The 19,209-nt window shown below is 67.9% G+C and carries 18 protein-coding genes and 1 pseudogene; 9 read left to right on the top strand and 10 right to left on the bottom strand.

Annotated features, from left to right (window positions below; translation table 11 throughout):
* Positions 1-297 precede the first annotated feature (297 nt).
* The 3 genes and pseudogenes from EFK10_RS21670 to EFK10_RS21660 form a co-directional block, all read right to left on the bottom strand.
* Positions 298-1,266 carry a helix-turn-helix domain-containing protein gene (locus tag EFK10_RS21670; RefSeq protein WP_127357318.1) on the bottom strand — a complete coding sequence of 323 codons (969 nt, stop codon included), beginning with the start codon at positions 1,264-1,266 and terminating at the stop codon, positions 298-300.
* A 172-nt stretch (positions 1,267-1,438) separates the two neighbouring features.
* Entirely contained in the window at positions 1,439-2,053 is a 615-nt protein-coding gene (locus EFK10_RS21665) for a hydrolase (RefSeq protein WP_127357317.1), read from the bottom strand.
* Positions 2,054-2,240: 187 nt separating this feature from the next.
* Positions 2,241-2,459 (bottom strand): annotated as a pseudogene (locus EFK10_RS21660) (IS630 family transposase); the annotation flags it as partial.
* Between EFK10_RS21660 and EFK10_RS21655 the strand changes: the two are divergent.
* The 4 genes from EFK10_RS21655 to EFK10_RS21645 all read left to right on the top strand — a co-directional run bounded on the left by EFK10_RS21655 (position 2,460) and on the right by EFK10_RS21645 (position 6,628).
* Positions 2,460-2,966 (top strand): NAD(P)/FAD-dependent oxidoreductase, encoded by a 507-nt coding sequence (locus EFK10_RS21655; protein ID WP_206305535.1) that lies wholly within the window; start codon positions 2,460-2,462, stop codon positions 2,964-2,966.
* Between the two features lie 852 nt (positions 2,967-3,818).
* Positions 3,819-5,177 (top strand): outer membrane protein assembly factor BamB family protein, encoded by a 1,359-nt coding sequence (locus EFK10_RS21650; protein ID WP_206305534.1) that lies wholly within the window; start codon positions 3,819-3,821, stop codon positions 5,175-5,177.
* Positions 5,078-5,413 (top strand): PQQ-binding-like beta-propeller repeat protein, encoded by a 336-nt coding sequence (locus EFK10_RS48795; protein ID WP_206305533.1) that lies wholly within the window; start codon positions 5,078-5,080, stop codon positions 5,411-5,413. The genes EFK10_RS21650 and EFK10_RS48795 overlap by 100 nt, the downstream gene beginning before the upstream one ends.
* 285 nt (positions 5,414-5,698) lie before the next feature.
* Positions 5,699-6,628, top strand: a complete 930-nt coding sequence (locus EFK10_RS21645) for a DUF6923 family protein (protein ID WP_127357315.1) — start codon at positions 5,699-5,701, stop codon at positions 6,626-6,628.
* A gap of 238 nt (positions 6,629-6,866) precedes the next feature.
* Here the strand turns inward: EFK10_RS21645 and EFK10_RS21640 are convergent, their stop codons facing one another.
* Positions 6,867-7,370 carry a zinc-binding dehydrogenase gene (locus EFK10_RS21640; protein WP_164836101.1) on the bottom strand — a complete coding sequence of 168 codons (504 nt, stop codon included), beginning with the start codon at positions 7,368-7,370 and terminating at the stop codon, positions 6,867-6,869.
* Between the two features lie 467 nt (positions 7,371-7,837).
* Between EFK10_RS21640 and EFK10_RS21635 the strand changes: the two genes are divergently transcribed.
* Positions 7,838-8,269, top strand: coding sequence for a MarR family winged helix-turn-helix transcriptional regulator (locus EFK10_RS21635; RefSeq protein WP_240677380.1), 432 nt, complete (start codon positions 7,838-7,840; stop codon positions 8,267-8,269).
* A gap of 36 nt (positions 8,270-8,305) precedes the next feature.
* On the opposite strand, the gene EFK10_RS21630 is transcribed toward EFK10_RS21635, so the two are convergent.
* A complete protein-coding gene (locus EFK10_RS21630) occupies positions 8,306-8,923 on the bottom strand; it encodes a TetR/AcrR family transcriptional regulator (protein WP_127357312.1) in 618 nt (205 codons plus the stop codon).
* A gap of 99 nt (positions 8,924-9,022) precedes the next feature.
* On the opposite strand from EFK10_RS21630, the gene EFK10_RS21625 reads away from it, so the two are divergent.
* Together EFK10_RS21625 and EFK10_RS21620 are read left to right on the top strand one after the other, a co-directional pair.
* The gene (locus EFK10_RS21625) at positions 9,023-10,450 is read left to right on the top strand and encodes an aldehyde dehydrogenase family protein (protein ID WP_127357311.1); all 1,428 of its coding nucleotides are present in this window, start codon (positions 9,023-9,025) and stop codon (positions 10,448-10,450) included.
* 246 nt (positions 10,451-10,696) lie between these two features.
* On the top strand, positions 10,697-11,149 hold the full coding sequence (locus EFK10_RS21620) for a MarR family winged helix-turn-helix transcriptional regulator (RefSeq protein ID WP_127357310.1): 453 nt from the start codon (positions 10,697-10,699) through the stop codon (positions 11,147-11,149).
* Between the two features lie 85 nt (positions 11,150-11,234).
* Here the strand turns inward: EFK10_RS21620 and EFK10_RS21615 are convergent, their stop codons facing one another.
* The 5 genes from EFK10_RS21615 to EFK10_RS21595 all read right to left on the bottom strand — a co-directional run bounded on the left by EFK10_RS21615 (position 11,235) and on the right by EFK10_RS21595 (position 17,106).
* Positions 11,235-11,702 (bottom strand): nuclear transport factor 2 family protein, encoded by a 468-nt coding sequence (locus EFK10_RS21615; RefSeq protein ID WP_127357309.1) that lies wholly within the window; start codon positions 11,700-11,702, stop codon positions 11,235-11,237.
* Between the two features lie 75 nt (positions 11,703-11,777).
* Entirely contained in the window at positions 11,778-13,307 is a 1,530-nt protein-coding gene (locus tag EFK10_RS21610) for a GMC family oxidoreductase (protein WP_127357308.1), read from the bottom strand.
* 74 nt (positions 13,308-13,381) lie between these two features.
* Positions 13,382-14,260 carry an LLM class F420-dependent oxidoreductase gene (locus tag EFK10_RS21605; protein ID WP_127357307.1) on the bottom strand — a complete coding sequence of 293 codons (879 nt, stop codon included), beginning with the start codon at positions 14,258-14,260 and terminating at the stop codon, positions 13,382-13,384.
* Between the two features lie 492 nt (positions 14,261-14,752).
* Positions 14,753-15,355: a cysteine hydrolase family protein gene (locus EFK10_RS21600; RefSeq protein ID WP_127357306.1), complete on the bottom strand. Its 603-nt coding sequence runs from the start codon at positions 15,353-15,355 to the stop codon at positions 14,753-14,755.
* Positions 15,356-15,654: 299 nt separating this feature from the next.
* Positions 15,655-17,106 (bottom strand): MFS transporter, encoded by a 1,452-nt coding sequence (locus tag EFK10_RS21595; RefSeq protein WP_240677379.1) that lies wholly within the window; start codon positions 17,104-17,106, stop codon positions 15,655-15,657.
* A 147-nt stretch (positions 17,107-17,253) separates the two neighbouring features.
* Here EFK10_RS21595 and EFK10_RS21590 point away from each other — a divergent pair, with 147 nt between their 5' ends.
* Both EFK10_RS21590 and EFK10_RS21580 read left to right on the top strand, forming a co-directional pair.
* Entirely contained in the window at positions 17,254-17,679 is a 426-nt protein-coding gene (locus tag EFK10_RS21590) for a MarR family winged helix-turn-helix transcriptional regulator (protein WP_127357305.1), read from the top strand.
* Positions 17,680-18,908: 1,229 nt separating this feature from the next.
* On the top strand, positions 18,909-19,209 hold a 301-nt coding region (locus tag EFK10_RS21580), incomplete at its 3' end, for a CBS domain-containing protein (protein ID WP_127357304.1).

Here is a 19,209-nt window from a genome sequence, read left to right as displayed (position 1 = left end):
GGGGAACGGACACCCCCTCGACCGCGCCAGCAGCAGTCACCTCGCCCGCCTCGAACTCGCCCTCACAGCATGACAATTACGAATTAGCCACCAAGATCACCCACTACCTGACAACCAAGAAACCCCAGGTCACAATCACGATCTAGAGTCTCCGACCTACCCGGGGCGGTTCAGAGTCCCAGAGTCCCTGGACCAGAAAGATCAGGCCGTGCGCGGTCGTGCCGCGCTGGGGCGGCGTACGCGGCGCCCACTCGACGCGCATCGCCACGGACGGTAGCACGTGGTCGTTCGCCGGGCTCAGATCCAGCCTCGCTTGGCGGCTTCGGCGCCCACCTGGAAGCGGGTATCGAGGCCGAGGCGGGACGCGATCCTGGCGATCCGGCGGGTCACGGTGCGCGCGCTCGTGCCCAGCTGCCGGGCGATCGCCTGGTCTTTATAGCCTGCTTGCAACATTCTCAGGAGCGGGAGATCTTCCGTGCTCGGCTGGTCCGGGGTCTCCGGGGTCGTCGAGACGATGGGTTGTGCCCGCTGCCAGTAGACGTCGAACAGCTCGAGGAGTGCGTCGAGCAGACCCGATTGATGGACGACGGCGATTCTGTCGTACCGTCCTCCGATCAGTGCGACCAGTGCGACACGACGGTCCATGATCCGCAACCTGAACGGCAGGGTCGGCAGGAACCGGGCCTGCTCGCCGAGCTGGGCGAGGCGGGTGATCAGCTCGAATCGGCCAGGTTGCTCCAGCGCCTCGGGGGTGTAGACGGACCGTATGTCGACGCCGCGGTCCAGCAGGTCCATCGTCAAGGTCTCCTCCAACTCGCTGCTGTACGGGCCCAGGTACGGGGGCCGGTCCAGCACCCAGAAGTGGGTGCGGATCGATTGGGTCAGCTCGGACACCCGCAGGGTGACCGCCGCCTCACCAGTGATCACCTCCACCAGCTCGGTCGGATCCCCCTGCAGTCGGCTGGCGCGGTACTCACTTGCCAGGTCATCGACCGCGTCCCACACCGCGGCGAACGCCGCCTCGGAATCGGCTCGGCGCTTGGCGAGCAGTGCGCTCAACGCGGTCCGCGGGCTGACCGGCCGGTACTGGCCGTGCCGTTCTCTTCGCAGCACGCCCAGTTCCACCAACCGGGCCACCGCGTGCTGTATCCGGCTGGGCGTGGCGCCCAGGTCTTCGGCGATCTCCCGCGCTGTCCGGTCCGGCTTGGCCAGATGCGCGCGGTAGACCCGCTCATCGAACTCGCTGATCCCGAGGGCACCGAGCACCGGGCCTCCTTCTGTCGTCACCGCCCGGCGGGAGTTCGGGCCGGTAATGGCTCGATTCGCCAGCTGACGATACCGGACAATTGCTTGCGTAGGCACACACAGCCGGGACCTCTCCAACTCCAGCGTCGTTCGAGCCGCGATCCCGCACCGGATCCGGTGACGCCGACGAGTGTTACTCGCCCTTGAGCAGACGCGAGGTCAGGACGATGTCCACAAGGTCGGGAGACGTGGCGGCTCGTGCCCAATCGCGCTGCAACTCGCCTGCAAGAGACACCCAGCTGATCGGACGCGCGCCGGCCTGCACGATCCGTTCGAGTCCGGCGCGGTGCGCCTCAACCGACGTGCCTCCGACCGCATCGACCACCGGGTAGACCTCGTAGCCTTCACGCAACACATCGAGCGACGGGAACGCCAAGCATATTTCGGTCCACAGCGCCGTCATGATCAACTTTTTCCGGCCAGTCGCCTCAACCGTCCGACGAAACTCGCCGTCTTCCCAGGAGTTCATCTGCGTCCGGTCGATCTCGACGACGTCCGAGAGCACTTCCTTGAGTTCGGGAATCGTCGGGCCCTGCCCGTTGGCGACGTTGACAGTCGACAGCACGATCGGCAGGCCGTAAGCCTTGGCCGTCCGCGCGACCGACACGATGTTGCGGATGAGGAGATCTTGGTCCATCGAGTTGACTGACTGCACCTGGGTGGGCTGGTAGTCAATGACAATCAGTGCCGCGTTCTGCGGGGTCAGCAGGTGGTCTGCAACGGCATCGCGGGTCGGCTCACTGGTCACTTCTAATGGTCCTTTCAAGCTCAGGAGCTCTGATCATGGATGGCGATCCGCGAGCTCGTGCAGGGCACCGTACTTCAATTTGCTTGCCAAAAAAAGTATCTCTTGTGGGTTGGTCGCACTTCCGGATCTGGCGGCCGGGTGGTCGTGAGGCGCCCGGCCGCCAAGCCACGCAGCCACGGACGGCCAATTAACTGACCTTGAACTCCTGATGTCGTCTGGCTGAGGGCGAGTTCGAGGCGAAACATCCGCCGACGAGGTGGCCGCGGTATTGGATCGTTCTCAGGCCGTGCCGGGTGGTCTGGATCAGATGCTCGCGAGTGGTGAAGGCGGTGTAGGACATCCAACCGCTCCGCAGCAGCGACCAGATGCCTTCAACGGGATTGAGGTCGGGTGCGTAAGGCGGCAATTGACCGTGCCGGGCCACGACGAGGTGTTCGCCGTCGGCGACGCCGCCGCGGTACCGGACCTGGGCGTCGGTGGGGATGCGATCTGCCCACTCTCCGCGCAGCACGCCCTGCGTCAGGGCAGGACGGCCGGGGGCGACGTCGTCGCGCGGTTGCGTGGACGGAGTCTGAGCCGGTACCGGCACCGTGATCTCGGCCTGGTCGTGGACCTGGGCGGTCTGGGTTCCGTTGCCCGGCCGCTGGGCATCCCGCTCAGCGGCCTTCCGGCACAGCTGGTGACGCGCGGCTACCACCTGCTGGCGCTGCCCACGTTCGTGGCCAGGACTCGCGTTGCCACGAACTGGATGCTGCACGCGGTGACGGGAGACGATCTCGTCCGCACCGGATTCCTCGCCGGGCAGCCGAGCACGATCCGGGCGATGGAACATACGGATGACCACCTCACCAGTGATGAGGTCCGTGCCGCCACCGACTCCGGGAAGCCCGCGGGGACGCGACAGTCGCCGTGAGGAGGGGAGGGGCCCGTGCGGTCGAGCCGCCGGGGCCACCTCTCGGCTAGGTAGGGGGAGTCCCACCACTTGGGATCGTGAGCGATGTCGCCGAGGTGGCGCCGTCCGGAACCCGTCTTGGCCCTGCTCGTGTCAGTCGTCCCAGTCGAACAGCGGCTGCCAAAGTGCTGCACGGCGACCGACTCGGCGGTCTGGACAGTGTGCAGAAGATTCCCGAACGGCGCGTGGGCATCCAGCAGCGAGCGAACCGGCGCGCTCCTTCCTGGGGCGCGCTGCGCCCTTGCCTGTTTCCACATGAGGGAGGCAACTGATCCATCTGACCGGTTCGGTTTGCGTCGCAGCCGGTGTGCGCTTGACAAGGTGGCAAGGCGTCACCCAATCTTCTTGCTGAAGCAAGCAAATGTTGGAGCCGGAGGCAAGTAAATTCCTGGGTGAGGTTAGTTGTTATGCCCGATATACCCGTGCGGACGCACAACGCCGGAGGGCAGTGGCGGGAGGCCGAAGGCGAGGCGGTGTTCGAGGACTTCCCGCCCACCGGCAACGACGAAATACACGCGCCCATGGGCGGTATGCGGGACAGCGGTCGGGCCGAGCGGGACCGAACCGCCTCGCCGACCTCACCGACGTCATCTGGAGCGACGCCACCGGCGGACCCTTCCGTTCTGAGCACCCGGCCCCGGGCGAAGGGCGACGGGCACGACGCGAACCACCCGGGGCGTCGTTTCGGGGCACGCGGCTCGGCCGCGGTCCCACGCAAGTTCCCAGCACCGGCAGAGAGCCGACGCACCCGCGCGACTGTCCGGAATCCGCCGTGCGCGCGTTCCGGCGCCGGGCCTAATGAGGAGATGAACAGTGACAACCAACCTCGTCAAGAGATATGCGCGATGGTCGAAGCTGTGGGGTGCTGCCTTGGCTGTGGCCCTCGCCGGGACCATTGCCGCGGCCCCTGGACATGCGACCGAACGGCCCGGTGTTCCGGTCCAGTCGGACTGGGTCAGCGCCGGCCAGAACAACCACAACACCCACAACGCGGCAACCGAGCACATCATCAACGCCGGCAACGTCGGCAAGCTGAAACCGAAGTGGGTCTTCACCACCGCCGGTGACGTGTCGGCCACCCCGACCGTCGTCAACGGGACGGTCTACGCGCCGGACTGGGGCGGCAAGCTATGGGCGGTCGACGCCAAGACCGGCAAGGAGGTCTGGTCGCGTTCGGTCAGCGACTACACCGGTATCGCCCAGGACGCGTCGCGGACCAGCCCCGCCTACTGGCGCGGCGAACTGGTGATCGGCACCGGCCTGCAGACCAGCCCCAACCTGAAGGGTGCCTACGTGGTGGGCATCAACGCCCGTACGGGGGCGGAGCTGTGGCATACCCAGGTGGAGAGTCACCCCGCCGCCATCATCACCGGCTCTCTGACGGTGGACAACGGCGTGGTCTACGTCGGCACGTCCTCGAAGGAGGAGGGGCTCAACCCGCCTCTGTCCTTCCGGGGTTCGGTGATGGCGCTCGACGCCCGTACCGGCAGGATCCTGTGGAAGACCTACACCGTCCCGGAGGGCTACACCGGGGGCGCCGTGTGGGGCAGCCAGCCGGTCGTGGACCACAAGAGGGGCACGCTGTACGTCGGCACGGGCAACAACTACTCCACCCCGCCCGGCGTCTGCCTGAACCCGACCGACACGACGTGCACCCCACCGTCCCCGGACAACCACATCGACGCCGTCCTGGCGCTGAACCTCAAGACGGGTGCCATCGAGTGGAGCCGGCACACGCTGACCGCGGACGCGTGGACCCTTCCCTTCCCGAACGACGCGCCCGACTACGACTTCGGTGCCTCCCCGAACCTGTACACCACCGAGATCAACGGCAAGCCGAGGGACCTGCTGGGCATAGGCCAGAAGAGCGGCATCTATTACGCGCTCGACCCGGCCACTGGCAAGGTGGTGTGGCAGACCCAGGCCGGACCGGGCGGACCCTTCGGGGGAATCGAGTGGGGCACGGCCACGGACGGCAAGCACATCTTCGCGAGCATCGTCAACGGCGGTCACCAGGAGTACACCGTCACCGCCCACGACGGAACGAAGTCGATACCACGGGCGGTCTGTGGGTGGCGCTCGACGCCGCCACCGGCAGGATCGACTGGCAGACCGCCGACCCGCAGAGCCAGTACGTCGACGACGGTTTCGTCTCCAGCGCCAACGGCGTGATGTACGCGGACTCGGCCGCGCCGACCGGCAACAACATGTACGCGCTCGACGCCGAGACCGGCGAGATCAAGTGGGCCTTCCCCAGCGGCGGGTCCGTGTGGTCGGGAGCGGCAATCGTGGACGGCTCGGTCTACTGGGGCAGCGGCTACTCCCGCACCGAGGCGTTCGGCTTCGGCTACAACGGCGGCAACAACAAGCTCTACGCCTTCTCCCTGCCCGGCGAGCAGCAGGGCTGAGCGCACACTGAGCGTCCCGTGCAAGGGACGCCGAGGCGGGCGACCGCACAGTGTTCCTGATGCCTTGATGAGCGGTGGTGTGTGACCGGACAACCCGGTCTCCCACCACCACTGGTGAAAGCCCGTCAGGCAACCTCGGAGCGGGGCCCTCCCGGCCGCGAAGGTCCGCGCCCGGACCCAACGCTGGTGCCGGCGGCGCCCATCGGCGCAACACGGCAAGCATCCATGGCCGGCCCCCGGCCAATCGTGCCGGGCCGGTTCCCTCAATCCCCTGGAGACGTACCCATGTCCCGACACTCCCGCCTCGCGCTCCTCGGCGCGCTCGTGCTGGCCGGCCTCGGCGCCGCGCAGAGCGCCCCGGCCTTCGCCTCGCCCTCACGGGAGGCCGCGTCGCGCGTCGTCGCGCACTTCGACATCGCGGCGCAGCAGCAGCCCGAGAACATCACGCTTGAGCCCGACGGCTCGGCGGATGTGACATTCGCCTTCGCTCGGCAGGTGGCCAGAGTCACCCCGCAGGGCAAGGTCACGATCCTCGCCACCCTGCCCCCCGCGACCTCCGGCACAGCCGTTGTCTCCGGCATCGTCCAAGTTCCCGACGGCACCCTGTACGTGGACTACATCGCCGGCGCCGAGTCCGGCATCTGGCGGCTCGGCCGGGACGGCACCCTCACACAGGCGGTGGCCCTGCCCGACGCGAAGTTCCTCAACGGCCTCGCCCTCGACCCCCGCAGCGGCGCTCTGTTCGCCACCGACCCCGCTGCCGGCACGGTGTGGCGCGCGTGGCCGCGCACGGGGAAGGCCGAAATCTGGGCGACCGGCGACAAACTGCTCCCTGGTGCGGCCGGCTTCGGCGCGAACGGCATCAAGGTCCACAACGGCTCGGTATGGGTGAGCAACACCGACCAGGGGACGCTACTGCGCATCCCGGTCCGGCCCGACGGCACCGCAGGACCGATCGCCACCGTGGCCCAGGTGCCCGCCATCGACGACTTCGCCTTCACCGGCTCCGGCAACACTGTGCTGGCGGCCCAGAACGCCCTCGACCAGGTTGACCTGGTCACGCCTGGCGGCGCCCAGCGCACCGTCCTCACCGCGGCGGACGGCCTGTCGACCCCGACCTCGGTCGCCGTACAAGGCTCGGCCGTGTACGTGCCGAGCGCCGCCTACTTCACCGGCGTGGACCCCAACCTGCTGCTGGCCCACCTCGACCGCTGAACCGAGTCCAGCCCCGCCGACCCGCGGGGCGGCCGGGGTGTCGCCGTACCGCGGCGCGCACACGGAGCCCACCTCGGCCGCCACTCACCCCGTCCTACTCCTGGCGGCCGGATGCGGGCAGCCCTCGGCGCAGTTGGGGTACGAAAAGGCAGCCGGCCCGGCCGAATGCGGCGGGGCCGGCTGCACCGCGTGAGAGCGCGACGACGGGGAAGTCACCCGTTGGGAGCGATGAGCACTTTCATGACCTCCGCGGAGCGGAGCGATTCGAATGCCTCCAGCGCCTTGTCGACGGGGCTGATGTGCGTGGTGAGATTGTCCACCCGCGGGCGAGCAATTCGATCGCACCATCGAACTCAGGGCCGTAGACGAAGGACCCACGGATGGTGATCTCCTTGAGGAGAACGGTGTCGGGGTCGAAGCCGCCGCCGGGCCCCGACCCCACGTTGACCAGCACACCACCGGGGATCAGGAGCTGGAGGCCCTGCACTCGTGCCGCCCCATTTCCCGAGCACTCGATCACCACGTCCACCGCCGACTCGCCCAGCCGGGCCATGACTTCGGCGGGACTCAGGGTCAGCTCGGCGTGTGAGTCGGGGCCGAAGCGGCGGCGTTCCGGTGCCGGCTCGACCAGGACGATACGGGCCACGTTCCGGTGAGCGGCGATGCGATTAGCCAACTGCCCGATGGGCCCTCCGCCGTAGACGGCTACGGCGGCGCCGTTGAGATCACCGGCGAGTTCCACCGCGCGCAGCGCCGTGGCCGTGGGTTCGACATCGGTCGACGGTCGCCGAGGCCGAAAGCTGAAGCGATCCGTTCACCCTGCCTAGACCGAACATGTGCCGGGTGGTGAAGGTGATGGACGATCGCGCCGGATCGACTTCGTAGGTTCCGGCGGGGGGCAATTGAACACTCATGCCCTTCTGGCCTCCCGCAGGGTCGTCGCACTGGGCGCCCCACCCATAATTGATTGCTTGCGTAGGCAAACTGTGTCATGGTGATGCTTTGCCAAGCAAGTATCGGCAACTTTCGCCGTCGCCCGATCCAGGCTGGGAAGCGATGCCGCCGCTGCCTATATTTGCTTTATGAAGCATGGAAGTTGGGAGGGATCGTCACGTGCCGACCCCGACGCAGAACCCTGAAAGACCGCCCGCTCCGCGGCCGCTGGGAGGGGAGGAGGAACGCCTCTGGCGCTCGCTCCAGAAGTTGCTCGTGGCTCTTCCGCGGGCGCTCGACGAGGACCTGATGCGCCCCACGGGCCTGTCCCTCACCCACTACATCGTCTTGATGCACCTCTCCGAGGCGGAGTGCCACCAGATGCGGATGGCCGACCTGGCCTCGGCGACGGCTTTGTCCGCGAGCCGCATCACGCGGGTGGTGGAGGCCTTGGGAACCCGTGGTCTGGTGGTCAAGCGACGTCACCCCACGGATGCCCGGGGGCACGTGGCCATGATCACGGAAGCCGGCCGGCAGCGGCTGCGCGCTGCCTATCCGGCTCACCTGGCGAGCGCACGCAGGCGCGTCATGGATCAGCTCGACCCTGCGGCGATCGAGCGACTCGCCGCGCAGTTCCAGTCGGTCGCCGATCTGCTCTGCGTCGTACGGCGGCCGCCCCGGGGCCTCCACGACGGGCGCCGAGGATGACTCCCACCCGCGGGCGGCGCCACACGCTTCGGCCTCTCAAGGGTCGGTGAACTCCCCGGGCTCATGGTCCTTCAGGCCGAGCAGGCTCATCACGGCCTGCCCGATGCTGCCCCAGTCGTATGCGCTCAAGGGGATGCCCGAGGCCCGCGAGTACTTCGTGACGCCGACGAACGCACCGAACACCATGGAGAGAAGGAGCTGCGGGTCGCCGGGCCGAACCGCACCGATCGCCTGCGCTGCCTGGAGGATCTCCACCAGCTCGGTGTTGAGCCGATGGACGACCTCCAGTGCTTGCGGTCGCAGATAGGACCCGTGCACCTGGTGTTCGAGGAACGAGAACGCTTGAGGGTAGGCGGTGGCGAACGCGATCTGGTGCTGCCAGATCATCTTGATGGCGGTCACGGGATCGGCCTTGCGTACTTCGTCCGTGATCACGGCGTTGGCGAAGGCCGTCTTCGCCTCGGTGAAGACTGCTTCTCCCAGGGCCTGCTTGTTGGGGAAGTAGCGGTAGATCGTGCCCACCGCGACGCCGGCTCGGGCCGCGATCTCCGGGACATTGGTGCCGTCCCAGGTGCGCTCTTCGAACAGTTCCAGTGCAGCGTCGAGCACTTTCCGGCGCAGCGGGTTCTCGTCACTCGTGACAGAGGGGGGCATCGGCACGACTAAAACTTCGTTCAGGGGCCTCGATCTTGTCAAGCAGACGCGATACGGTGGAGTGAATGAAAGTTCATTCACGAGAGAGATGTGGTGTTGATGAGGCGCTACGGGCACTGGATCGCGGGCGTGGAAGTCGAACCGGCATCGGGCAGATGGCTGACGTCCTCGTTGCCCGCGAGCGAGGAGGCCGTGCACGAGATCGCCCTCGGTGACACCACCGATGTGGACCGCGCCGCCGAGGCGGCGGCGGGGGCGGTCGACGGATGGTGGAACCGCCTGCCTGTCGAGCGTGGCCGCGTGCTGACGGCCATCGCAGCGCGCCTGCGCGTGGAGGCGTCCGCCCTGGCCGAGTTGGAGTCGGCGGAAACCGGCAAACCCACCTGGCAGTCGCCCCTGGAGGTGGAGGGTGCTGCTGCCTACTTCGAGTTCTACGCAGGCTTGGTCAATCTGCCCGGGGGTGAGGTGGTGAACCTCGGCCCCGGCTTCCACGCCTACACCCGGCGCGAGCCGCTGGGTGTCGTCGGCGTGATCACCCCGTGGAACGCGCCGCTCAACCAGGCGGCCCGCTCCATCGCCCCCGCGCTCGCCGCCGGCAACGCCGTGGTGGCCAAGCCTTCCGAATTCACCTCGGCGACCACACTCGAACTGGCACGTATCGCCACCGAGTGCGGCCTGCCCGACGGCGTGCTGAATGTCGTCACCGGTACCGGCGACACCGTCGGCGGGGCGATCGTGCGGCATCCCAAGGTGCGGAAGGTGGCGTTCACCGGTTCGGCTCGAGCCGGGCGCGAGATCGGCCGGGTCGCCGCCGACCGCATCATCCCCCTCACCCTGGAGCTGGGCGGAAAGTCCCCCAACATCGTCTTCGCGGACGCCGATCTCGCCGCCGCCGCCCGCGCAGCCGTCGAGGCGTTCCTGCCCAACGCGGGCCAGTCCTGCATGGCGGGGACCCGGCTGCTGGTCGACGCGACCATCCACGACGAGTTCGTGAAGGCCCTGGGCGCCGTGCTGACGCAGGTGGTACCGGGGGAGACCTACGGGCCGCAGATCACCCGCGCTCAGTACGACAAGGTCAACGAGTACTTCAAGATAGCCGAACAGGACGGCGCCACCTTGGTGTCCGGCGGTCGGCCGACCGGCACCGGCTGGATCATCGAGCCGACCATCTACACGGACGTGACTGCGGACATGCGTATCGCCCGCGAAGAGATCTTCGGACCGGTGCTCGCCGTCCTGCGCTTCACGGACGAGGACGAAGCGGTGGCGATCGCCAACGACTCCGACTACGGCCTGGTCGCTGCCGTCTGGACGGCCGACGTGACCCGTGCCCACCGCGTGGCTTCCAGGCTGGAGGCCGGTCAGGTTTACGTCAACGCTTATCCGCCCGGCATGATGGTCGAGGGACCGTTCGGCGGCTACAAGAACAGCGGCTACGGTCGGGAAAAGGGCATCGAAGCGCTGCACCATTACACGCAGACGAAATTCGTCGCCGTCAGACTCCAGGAAGACCAGCGCATCTGGTGAGATCGCGTCCGGTGAGATGCGGCGGCGCTCTGCCGGCGCAGCCTGGCCTTCGGCCGCGTCCGTGACGGTCGGGTGACCCACGTGCACGATGCGGCGGGCGCACCCGGCGACCGGCCGACCGGTGCGACATGCGGCCGGCCGGTCGTCCGTTCACGGGGATTCCTGCGTGGGGTGACTCCCATGTGTGTCGCCTCATGCGCTTACTCAAGCTTGAGGTTCTTTGCTTGAGCACGTTAACGTTACCGAATGACCGCTGATAACCCGCTGACCGCTCAGGAAGAGCGATTCTGGCGCGCCTTGATGCGTGTCATCGTGGCGCTTCCGCGCTCACTGGATGACGATCTGCTGCGCACCACAGGGCTGACGCTCACCGAGTACGTCGTCTTGATGAGCCTGTCCGAGGCCGAGAACCAGGAACTCCGGATGACGGATCTCGCCGCGGCGACGGCCCTGTCGGCAAGCCGCATCTCGCGTGTGGTGGAGGCGCTTCAGAGCAGGGGGCAGGTCGTCAAGCGGCGCTACGAAGGAGACGGCCGGGGCAACGTCGCCTCCCTGACCCCAGAGGGGCTGAAACGACTTGAGGCCGCATACCCGGTACACCTGGCGAGCGCCCGCAAGCGGGTCGTCGACCAACTCGACGGCCGGTCGCTGTCCGCGCTGGTGAGGCAGTTCGAAGCGGTGGTCGAAAAGCTTGGCTGAGAGTCGGGCCGTCGCGTCGGCACCGTTTCTTCAAGCCTGAAGGTTCCGGCCGCAATCTGTGCGGCCGGAACCTTTGTCATGGCGGTCAGGCCGCGGACGGCCGCGTCTCGGTCCAGTCGACCATCAGCTTGCGCTCGGCGAAGAACCAAGCGCCGTCCTGCTTGACGAACTGGTCGAGATAACGGATCGAAGCGATCATCAGCGTCCGCTGCCCGTCCTCACCGACCGAGAGGTGATGGGCCAGGCAGTAACTCTCGCCCGTTGCCCGGTCTCCGTCCAGGGACACCGTGCTCTGCCCGTTGAAGTGCGTGGTGGCGTGGTAAGTGCGGAGATTGTCGAAGACCGGTGCCAGCGAGCCGCGGCCGTGCAGCTCCTGAGTCGGTTCCGCTGCGGTTGCGTCCATGAAGACCAGGAAGCGGGTGTCCGAGGTGAAGAGCGCCATCTGGCCGTTGGCGTCTCGCCGGTCCGCGCAGTGGGCGTAGGTGTCGATCAGCTCACGGATGGCCAGCCGGTCGGCGGCTTCGTGGGCCGGGAGCGACGAGTGGGACGTCATGGCATTTCCTTCGCATCGGCCCGGCCGACCGGATCGGCGATCGCCTGATCCGGTCGGCCGGGAAGGGGTGAGCCGTCAGCCCTTGTACACATGGCGGGCGATGTGTTCCGCGATCATGATGGTGGTCGCGTTGGTCGGGGTGGACGGGGCTTCGGGCATGATGGAGGCGTCCACGACACGCAGCCCTGCGAACCCCTTGACGGCACCCAGCTCGTCGACGACGGCCCATTCGTCCTCGGGCCCTCCCATGGGCACGGTCGAGGTCGGGTGGCCGTAGGTGGCGATTCTGGTGGCGATGGTCTCCGCCAGTTCCTCGTCGCTCCGTACGGCGTCGCCGGGAACAAGTTCGCCGGCCGCCACGCGAACCAAGGCCTCTGTGCGCGTGAGGCTGCGTACAAGCTTCACGCCCTCCAGCATGCGACGGCGGTCTTTGGCCGTCGCCAGGAAGTTGTCGTCGATGACCGGGGCGTCGTGGGGATCGCGGCTGGCCAGTGTGAGGGAGCCACGTGACTCCGGCCGTGTGACGGCCGTGGCCAGGAGGATCGCAGCGCCTGTGGGGCTGAAGGGAGCGTCCGGCAGGTGGGTGCCGACGATGCTGAGGTCCAGTTCGCCGGCCTGAGCCTCGTTCGAGGCGCACCACAGATGCGCCCCGAAGGCGGGCGTCATGGTCTGGTGTTCCGGGGCGAGGGCGAACAGCGAGTGGAAGAACGGATGATCCTGCAGTCTCCGGCCGACCGGGAGATCGGCGACCACATCGATGCTCAGTGCCCGCAGATCCTCGGCCGGGCCGACGCCGGAACGCAGCAGGATGGCCGGGCTGCCGTAACTGCCCGCGGCGAGCACCACCTCGGCGGCCCGGTAAACCGTGCCTGAGGCACCCACCACGCCGCGCGCCGTCCCGTTCTCGATGAGCACAGTGTCGATGGTGATGCCGCTGAGCACCGTCAGGTTGGGCCGGCGCCGTATCTGAGGCGTGAGGTAGGCCAGGGCGGTGTTCTGGCGTACCCCGTCGACGATGTTGACCGGGTAGCCGCCGGTGCCTGCCTGCTCGGCGCCGTTGAAGTCGTCGACCCGCCGGAATCCCCGGTCCACGCAGCCGTCGACGAAGGCCCGCATCGGGGAGGTGAGCTCCTCGTAGGCCCACTGCCGGATGGGGAAGGGACCGGTGCGCCCGTGGTAGGCGTCCTCACCGGTCGGCGTGTTCTCCATGGCCCTGAAGGTGGGGAGTACCTCCTCGTAGGACCAGCCCTTGATCCCGTAACGCTCCCCCCAGGCGGCGAAGTCCGCGGCCCGCGCGCGGATGGCAACGCCCGCGTTGACCGAGGAACTGCCGCCCATGGTCCGGCCGCGCGGAGCCGGGATGCTCGGGGCGCGGTCGGTGGCTCGCGCGGTGTAGCCCCAGTCGTGATTCGGGTCGGCCAGCAGGTGCGGGGACAGGAGCCCGTCGGGGAACTGCCCGGCGAGGTAGTCCGGGCCCGCTTCGATCAGCAGGACCGTGCGCTGTGTGTCTTCGCTGAGCCTGGCGGCGAGCACCGCCCCCGCGGAACCTCCCCCCACGACGATGACGTCGGCCTTGTGGCCCGGATATTCGGTGCCGGTACTCACGGGTTCCTCCCCATACAGATGCTTTAGCAAGCAATTAATTGCGTGTGCGTGGTGCCGTGTGTGACAGGCTCTGATCAGATGTGCAGCGCTTCCGGTACGACGCGCTCCCCGAGCAGCTGCAGCGCGGCCTGCTGGTCGGCTCCACGGACGGGTCCGATGACGTGGTCGATGCCGATCCGGTGCAGGCGCCGCAGCTCTGCGAGCAGACGCGGGACGTGCTCGCCGCGCGGTCCGGGGTCGAGCGGGAGCAGAACGGTCTTCTCGATCGTGTCGTAGTCCCTCCCGACCTGCTCGCAGTGTCTGCGCAGCACGTCGAGCTTGTGCTGAAGGTCTGGTCCGTGGAAGAGATTGCAGGCGTCTCCGTACTCCGCGACGAGCCGGAGCGTCTTTCGCTCGCCGGACCCGCCGATCAGAATCGGCGGATGGGGGCGCCGTAGCGCTCTCGGCGAGTTGAGGGTGCGCTCGAGCCGGTAGTGACGGCCGGCGAAGGGCTTCTCGTCATCGCTCCACATCTGCAGGCAGATCTGCAGCGTCTCCTCAAGTCGCTCGAATCGCTCCGCAACGGGCTGGAAGGGCAGGCCCAGTCCGCGCGCTTCGGCGATGTTGAAGCCCGCTCCGATGCCGATGCCCAAGGCGGCCCGGCCCTCGGACAGGACATCGAGCGTGGTCACCATCTTGGCCAGCAATCCGGGTTCGCGGTAGCCGACCGAGGTCACCAGGGCGAGAAGCTCCGCGCGCTCGGTGGAAGCCGCCAGGAAGCCCAGCGTGGTGTACGCCTCCAGCATCTCCTGCTCGGACGCGCCCACGATCCCGATCTGGAAGAGGTGATCCATGACGGCGATGCGGGTGAAGCCGAACTCCTCCGCGGTCCGGGCGAGTAGGCCTACGTGAGCCGCGATGCCTGCCGGGCCCCTGGGCTGGGTGAAATCCGCGATCGCCATGCCGAGTTTCATGTGGGCCTCCGGTTGCGCGAGACGCTGTGTGCCAACGACACCCCGGTCGGCTTGCGGCGGGCGTGAGACCGCCGGGCATGACGCTGGATGGCTGGTGCTGCGCGCCTGCTCCAAGATTTCCGGGCCGATCGGGACCGAGTATGCGCAGGCCGCTAGATGCTTTGTCAAGCAAGGAAAAAAATAGAGGGGGTTGCCTGCGTCTCGGCGGCGGACCGGGGCCGCCTTGGAGATCGCCGCTTCCGGAGTGGACCGCCTCTGCAACTGGAGTACTAGTGCTACCGGCCGGCGCCAGGATCCACACGCTCGAGGGGCGGTTCCCAAGTGGGGACCGTCCCCGGCGCGCTTGCTGAGGTACCAGGCCGCGTTTACGGAACATCGTGTGGACCAGATGACCGGTTCGGCGGCAACGGCTCGACCCGTGCCCACCGCGCGTCGGTCGCCGACATTCTCCGCCCGGCGATCGAGTGATTCGAAGGAAACAGACAGGACCCGTCAGACGAGCGGCCCACGGCCGCTGAGCGCCCACAGGTCGTCGGTGCCGATGACGTCGGCCTGGTGCGGGAACACCTTCTCGGTGAGGACGCGGTGCACTTCGGGATCGGGGTCAGCGGTGGCGTCGGCGAGGACGTACAGCCGGTAGTCCTCGTCGGCGGCATCGCGGAGAGTCGAGAGGACGACACCCCCCGTGGAGATTCCGGCCACGACGAGCGTGTCGATTCCCTCGCCGCGCAGGCTGGCGTAGAGGTCAGTGGTGCTGAAAGCGCCGAACCGCGTCTTGCGGACGACGATGTCGCCCTCCCGCACGTCGAGTGAGTCGTGGATCTCGGACTCCGGGCTGCCGTCGGGGAGGAAACGGTTCTCGACCACAGCGGTAAAGGCCTTGTTATGGGTCGGCACGGCCGAGTAGTCGTCGGAAGCGAAGGCGACGCGGACGTAGACGACCCGGACGTTCTCGGAGCGGGCCCAGGACAGTGCGGTCCGGGCACGTTCCAGCAGCTTCTCGGTGTCGGCGATGCCGGCCAGGATGGCGGGCTGGAAGTCCATCAGCAACAGGGCGGTGCGCTCAGGCGCGATCGGGGTGACGGTCATGGTCATGGTGGTGTGTTCCTTGATGTTCGGTATTCGGGTCGTGTGCTCGGTCGCGTGAGCTGCGATTCAGTGCGAGGCGCACGCGACATGTTGTCGGCGTGGTCGACGGTCACGAGCCTCATGCATGGCTCTGCCCGGTGATGCGGAAGGTGAGCACCCGCTAAGTATGCAGGCTACCTGACAATATACAGCAGGAAGCCTGCGCATCTCTGCTCCCCGGGGTGGCGTCAGACACGGTGCGGGCGTAGAGCCGTAGCGGACACCGGCGACAAGCAGTACGCCTCCGAGGGCACTTGGCGTCCTCCCTAGTGGGCGTGGGTCTTGTCCGAGCGGGCCAGTTGCCGGTCCAGGACGGTCATCAGCAGGACGACGATTCCGATGCCGATCATGACGAGCGAGACGTGCCGCAACCCGTTGTCGTCGACATGGGCATGGAAGGCGAGGCCGGTGATGGTGGACGCGGCGATCGAGCCGATGTAGCCGAAGGTGCGCAACAGTCCGGCGGCAGTGCCCACCGTCTCGGCCGGAGCTTCCTTGTAGAGCGCGGTCTGGTTGGTGACGTTGCTCGACCCGGACGCGAGCCCGAACAGAGCGGTGATGGCGATGATGGCGCCGATCGGGCTGTGGCTGTTCAGGAACAGGGTGGCGACGGCCCCGGCGAGCATGAACAGCGCGGCGGCGATCAGCGGTTTGCGGATCGCTTGGCGTTGCGAGACCACACGGGCGGAAACGGCGGACAGGACGCCCATCGGGATCAGAATCAGGCCCGCTTCGTAGGCGGACAGGCCGCGGGCGGCTTCGATCCACTGGGTGAGTCCGTAGAGGATCACATACGTGCCGAGGAGGGTGAGTGCGTTTCGGAGGTAAGTGCGGGTCAGTGGGAGGTTGGAGACCAGCAGGCGTACATCGAGAAATGGGTTGCGGGCCCGTAGCTCCCACCACACCATCACGACCGCCATGGCGACCGCGCAGCCGAGGGCCGTCCAGTCAGGGTTGGGCAGGGAGAGCAGGAACACCAGCAGGGCCGTCATGGTGGCGCCGAAGGAGACCACGCCTGCCAGATCGATGCGACTGATCGTCTCGCGGGCGGAGCGCCCGCAGACCGGATCACGGTCCTTGGCTATCCAGAACACGGCCATCACCAGCGCCGCCCCGGCGACCGGGATGTTGATCAGGAACGCCGCCCTCCAGCTGGACCAGCCCACCAGCAGGCCCCCGATGGTGGGGCCTATCGCGACCGTCGCAGCTCCGGCGATGGCGAGGCCGCCGAGGACACTGCCGGGCGGTGTCTTCAATCCGACATCAGTGGCCCGGCGGCGGATCAGCAGCATCGCCGACGGATAGCCGGCCGACGTTCCGAGTCCGATCAGGACACGAGCGACCACCAGCATCGGCATGTCCTGTCCGACTCCACCGAGGAATCCGCCCAGCAGGACGATGAGGATGCCGGCCAGGAACACCCGGCGCGGGCCGAATTCCTCGGCCAGCCGCCCGGCGGTGGGCTGCGCGATCGCACTTGTCAGATACAGGCTCGATATCAGGATCGAGGTCTGCCCGACCGAGACGCCCATCGCGGAGGCGATCGAGACCAGCGCGGTGGCGATGACCGAGCTGTTGATCGGATTCAGCGCCGAGCCCATGAACATCGGCGTGACGAACCGCGGCCCGAACGGCCGGCCACTCGCGGCCGGACCGTGGCGTGGCGCCTCCGCGGACGTGTGCGCCGCGCCGGTGGGGGCGTTACTGGGTGCATCCAAGGCGTCAGTCCTTTGCGTGCTCGTGGCGCCGCACACGGACCGCGGTAAGCAGTCGTCAGAAAGTGCGCAGGCTGCCTGTCAAATATATAGCAGGCGGCCTGCTTATTTGCTAGTGTGGACGGTGTGAGCAGCGGAACAGGATCTGGCGTGGACACGGCCGCCGAGCTGATGAAGGCGATGACCCGTCTGCGGGCACGGCTGCGGACCGAATCCGCCCCGACCGAGATGCTGTGGACCTGGTCACAGCTCACAACGCTCGGGCGGATCATCGAGCAGGGGCCGACCACGACCAGCGCCCTCGCTCAAGCCGAGCACGTGCGCCGGCAGTCGATGGCCGAGACCGTCGCCGCACTGCGTGCGGGTGACCTGATCGACTCGGAGCGTGATTCAAGCGACGCACGCAAGACGCTGATCACCGCTACGGCCAAGGGCAGGTCGCTGCTGCAGAACATCCCGGCAGCACGTGAGGCCTGGCTCAGCGTCGCGATCCAGGCACTGCTGGATCCGGCCGAACAGCAGTTGCTGCTCAAAACCGCCGCGATCATGAACCGACTCGCCGACAGCGAGGTCTGACCTGCCGGAGACCGCCGGCTCGGGCGCCCGGGCCGGCGGGTCCGTACCGACTGGGCACTCCTGGACGGCACATCCGCCGCCTCGGCCTCGAACAGCACTTCGCCGTCAACGTCCTGGCTCCTTGCCTGCTGACGGCGCTGATCAAGCGTCCGGAACGACTGGTCTACGTCAGTTCAGGTCTCCACTGCGACCTGCCCAAACAGCGCCACGCTGCAACCCACGTGCCGAAGCGACGCGGACACCCGCCCACCGTCCACTCGATCCGCGCCCCGGTCCTGCGCCCGGCCCGAGACAACAGTTATTAGTACTTCAGCCGGACTTCCGTAGAATCTGATTCACATGCTCGAAGCAACACTTCCGGGTGCCTGAGGACGGGTCCCCGGCGTCCTACTCAATGTCGGGTTCCGGTGGTACCAAGACTCCGCGACGTCAGCCGGACGGCCGTAGCCCGATTTTCTCCCCTTTGGGGAGTCGCCGTCAGGAGATCGGATGACTCAATGAGCGAGTCAAGCGCCATCGAGTGGCATCAGTAGGCGGTCGAGGGCGAGAGCGACGCCGGTACCCCTTCCGATCCCGCTGGGGCCGCGGCGTCGCGGACCTTCTTAAGAGAACGCTAGCCCTTCCCACTGACGACCAGCCCGAGCTGGAGCGCAGTTGACTCTGTGTCTCACCTGCCAGACGCGGCAAACACAACCGCGGAAGCAGCCCCGTGCGCCTCGACCACCGCCGCGTGGGGTCGGTCGGTGTCTGACTGGGGCGGCCGCCGGGCGCTGCCAGGGGAACGGGCTGCCCGGGACGGGCGGCGCCGGCTCCTCGGTCCGTCCCGGTGACGGCCGGGCTCGCACTGACCTGCTTCCGGCCCGGCTGCGTGCCTAGCGGCGGGCATGGGCCGGGGCTCCGCGTCCGGACCGTCCCGGCGGCGCTCTGGAACTCGATCACCGCTAAACACTTACATGCGTGGCTGCGCTGCCCGGGTTGCGTGGCTCGGAGTGGAGGTTCCGGACCTGCCGCGGTATGTCGGCGCCGGCGGTCCCCGGCACTCCGTGGGACCGCCGGCTCTCCCCGCCCAGGCCGGACATCACTGGTCGCCGGAGCGGCGCGGTGCTGTCATGGGTGGGGGAGACGGCGTGGACGAGCCGACAGAGACGCGGAGGCCGGCGCGCCGCGTGTCGTCCGCCCGGGCGGTCCGACCGCGGCCGCCCCGTCGCACAGCGGAGGAGGCCAATGCCATGCTGCACCGCCGCACGGTCGGTGACGTGATGACCGAGGAGGTCGTCACCTTCCGCCCCGACACGCCGTTCCACGAGGTCGCCGCCCTGCTGGATGCGAACGACATCGCCGCGGCCCCAGTCGTCGACGACGACGGCGCCCCCGTCGGCGTCGTGTCCGCCTCCAACGTGCTGCGGCACGAGACCGGCATGCCCGATCCGCAGGGGCAGGACGGGGACGACGAGCGCGCCTGGGGCAAGGCCCGGGCCCGGACCGCGGGCGCGCTCATGAGCAGCCCCGTCTTCACCGCCCGCGCCGACT

Source organism: Streptomyces soli (assembly GCF_003999195.1).
GTDB lineage: Bacteria > Actinomycetota > Actinomycetes > Streptomycetales > Streptomycetaceae > Actinacidiphila > Actinacidiphila soli.
Note: the sequence above shows the minus strand (reverse complement) of the source record. Positions and strands in the feature narration are given on the sequence as shown.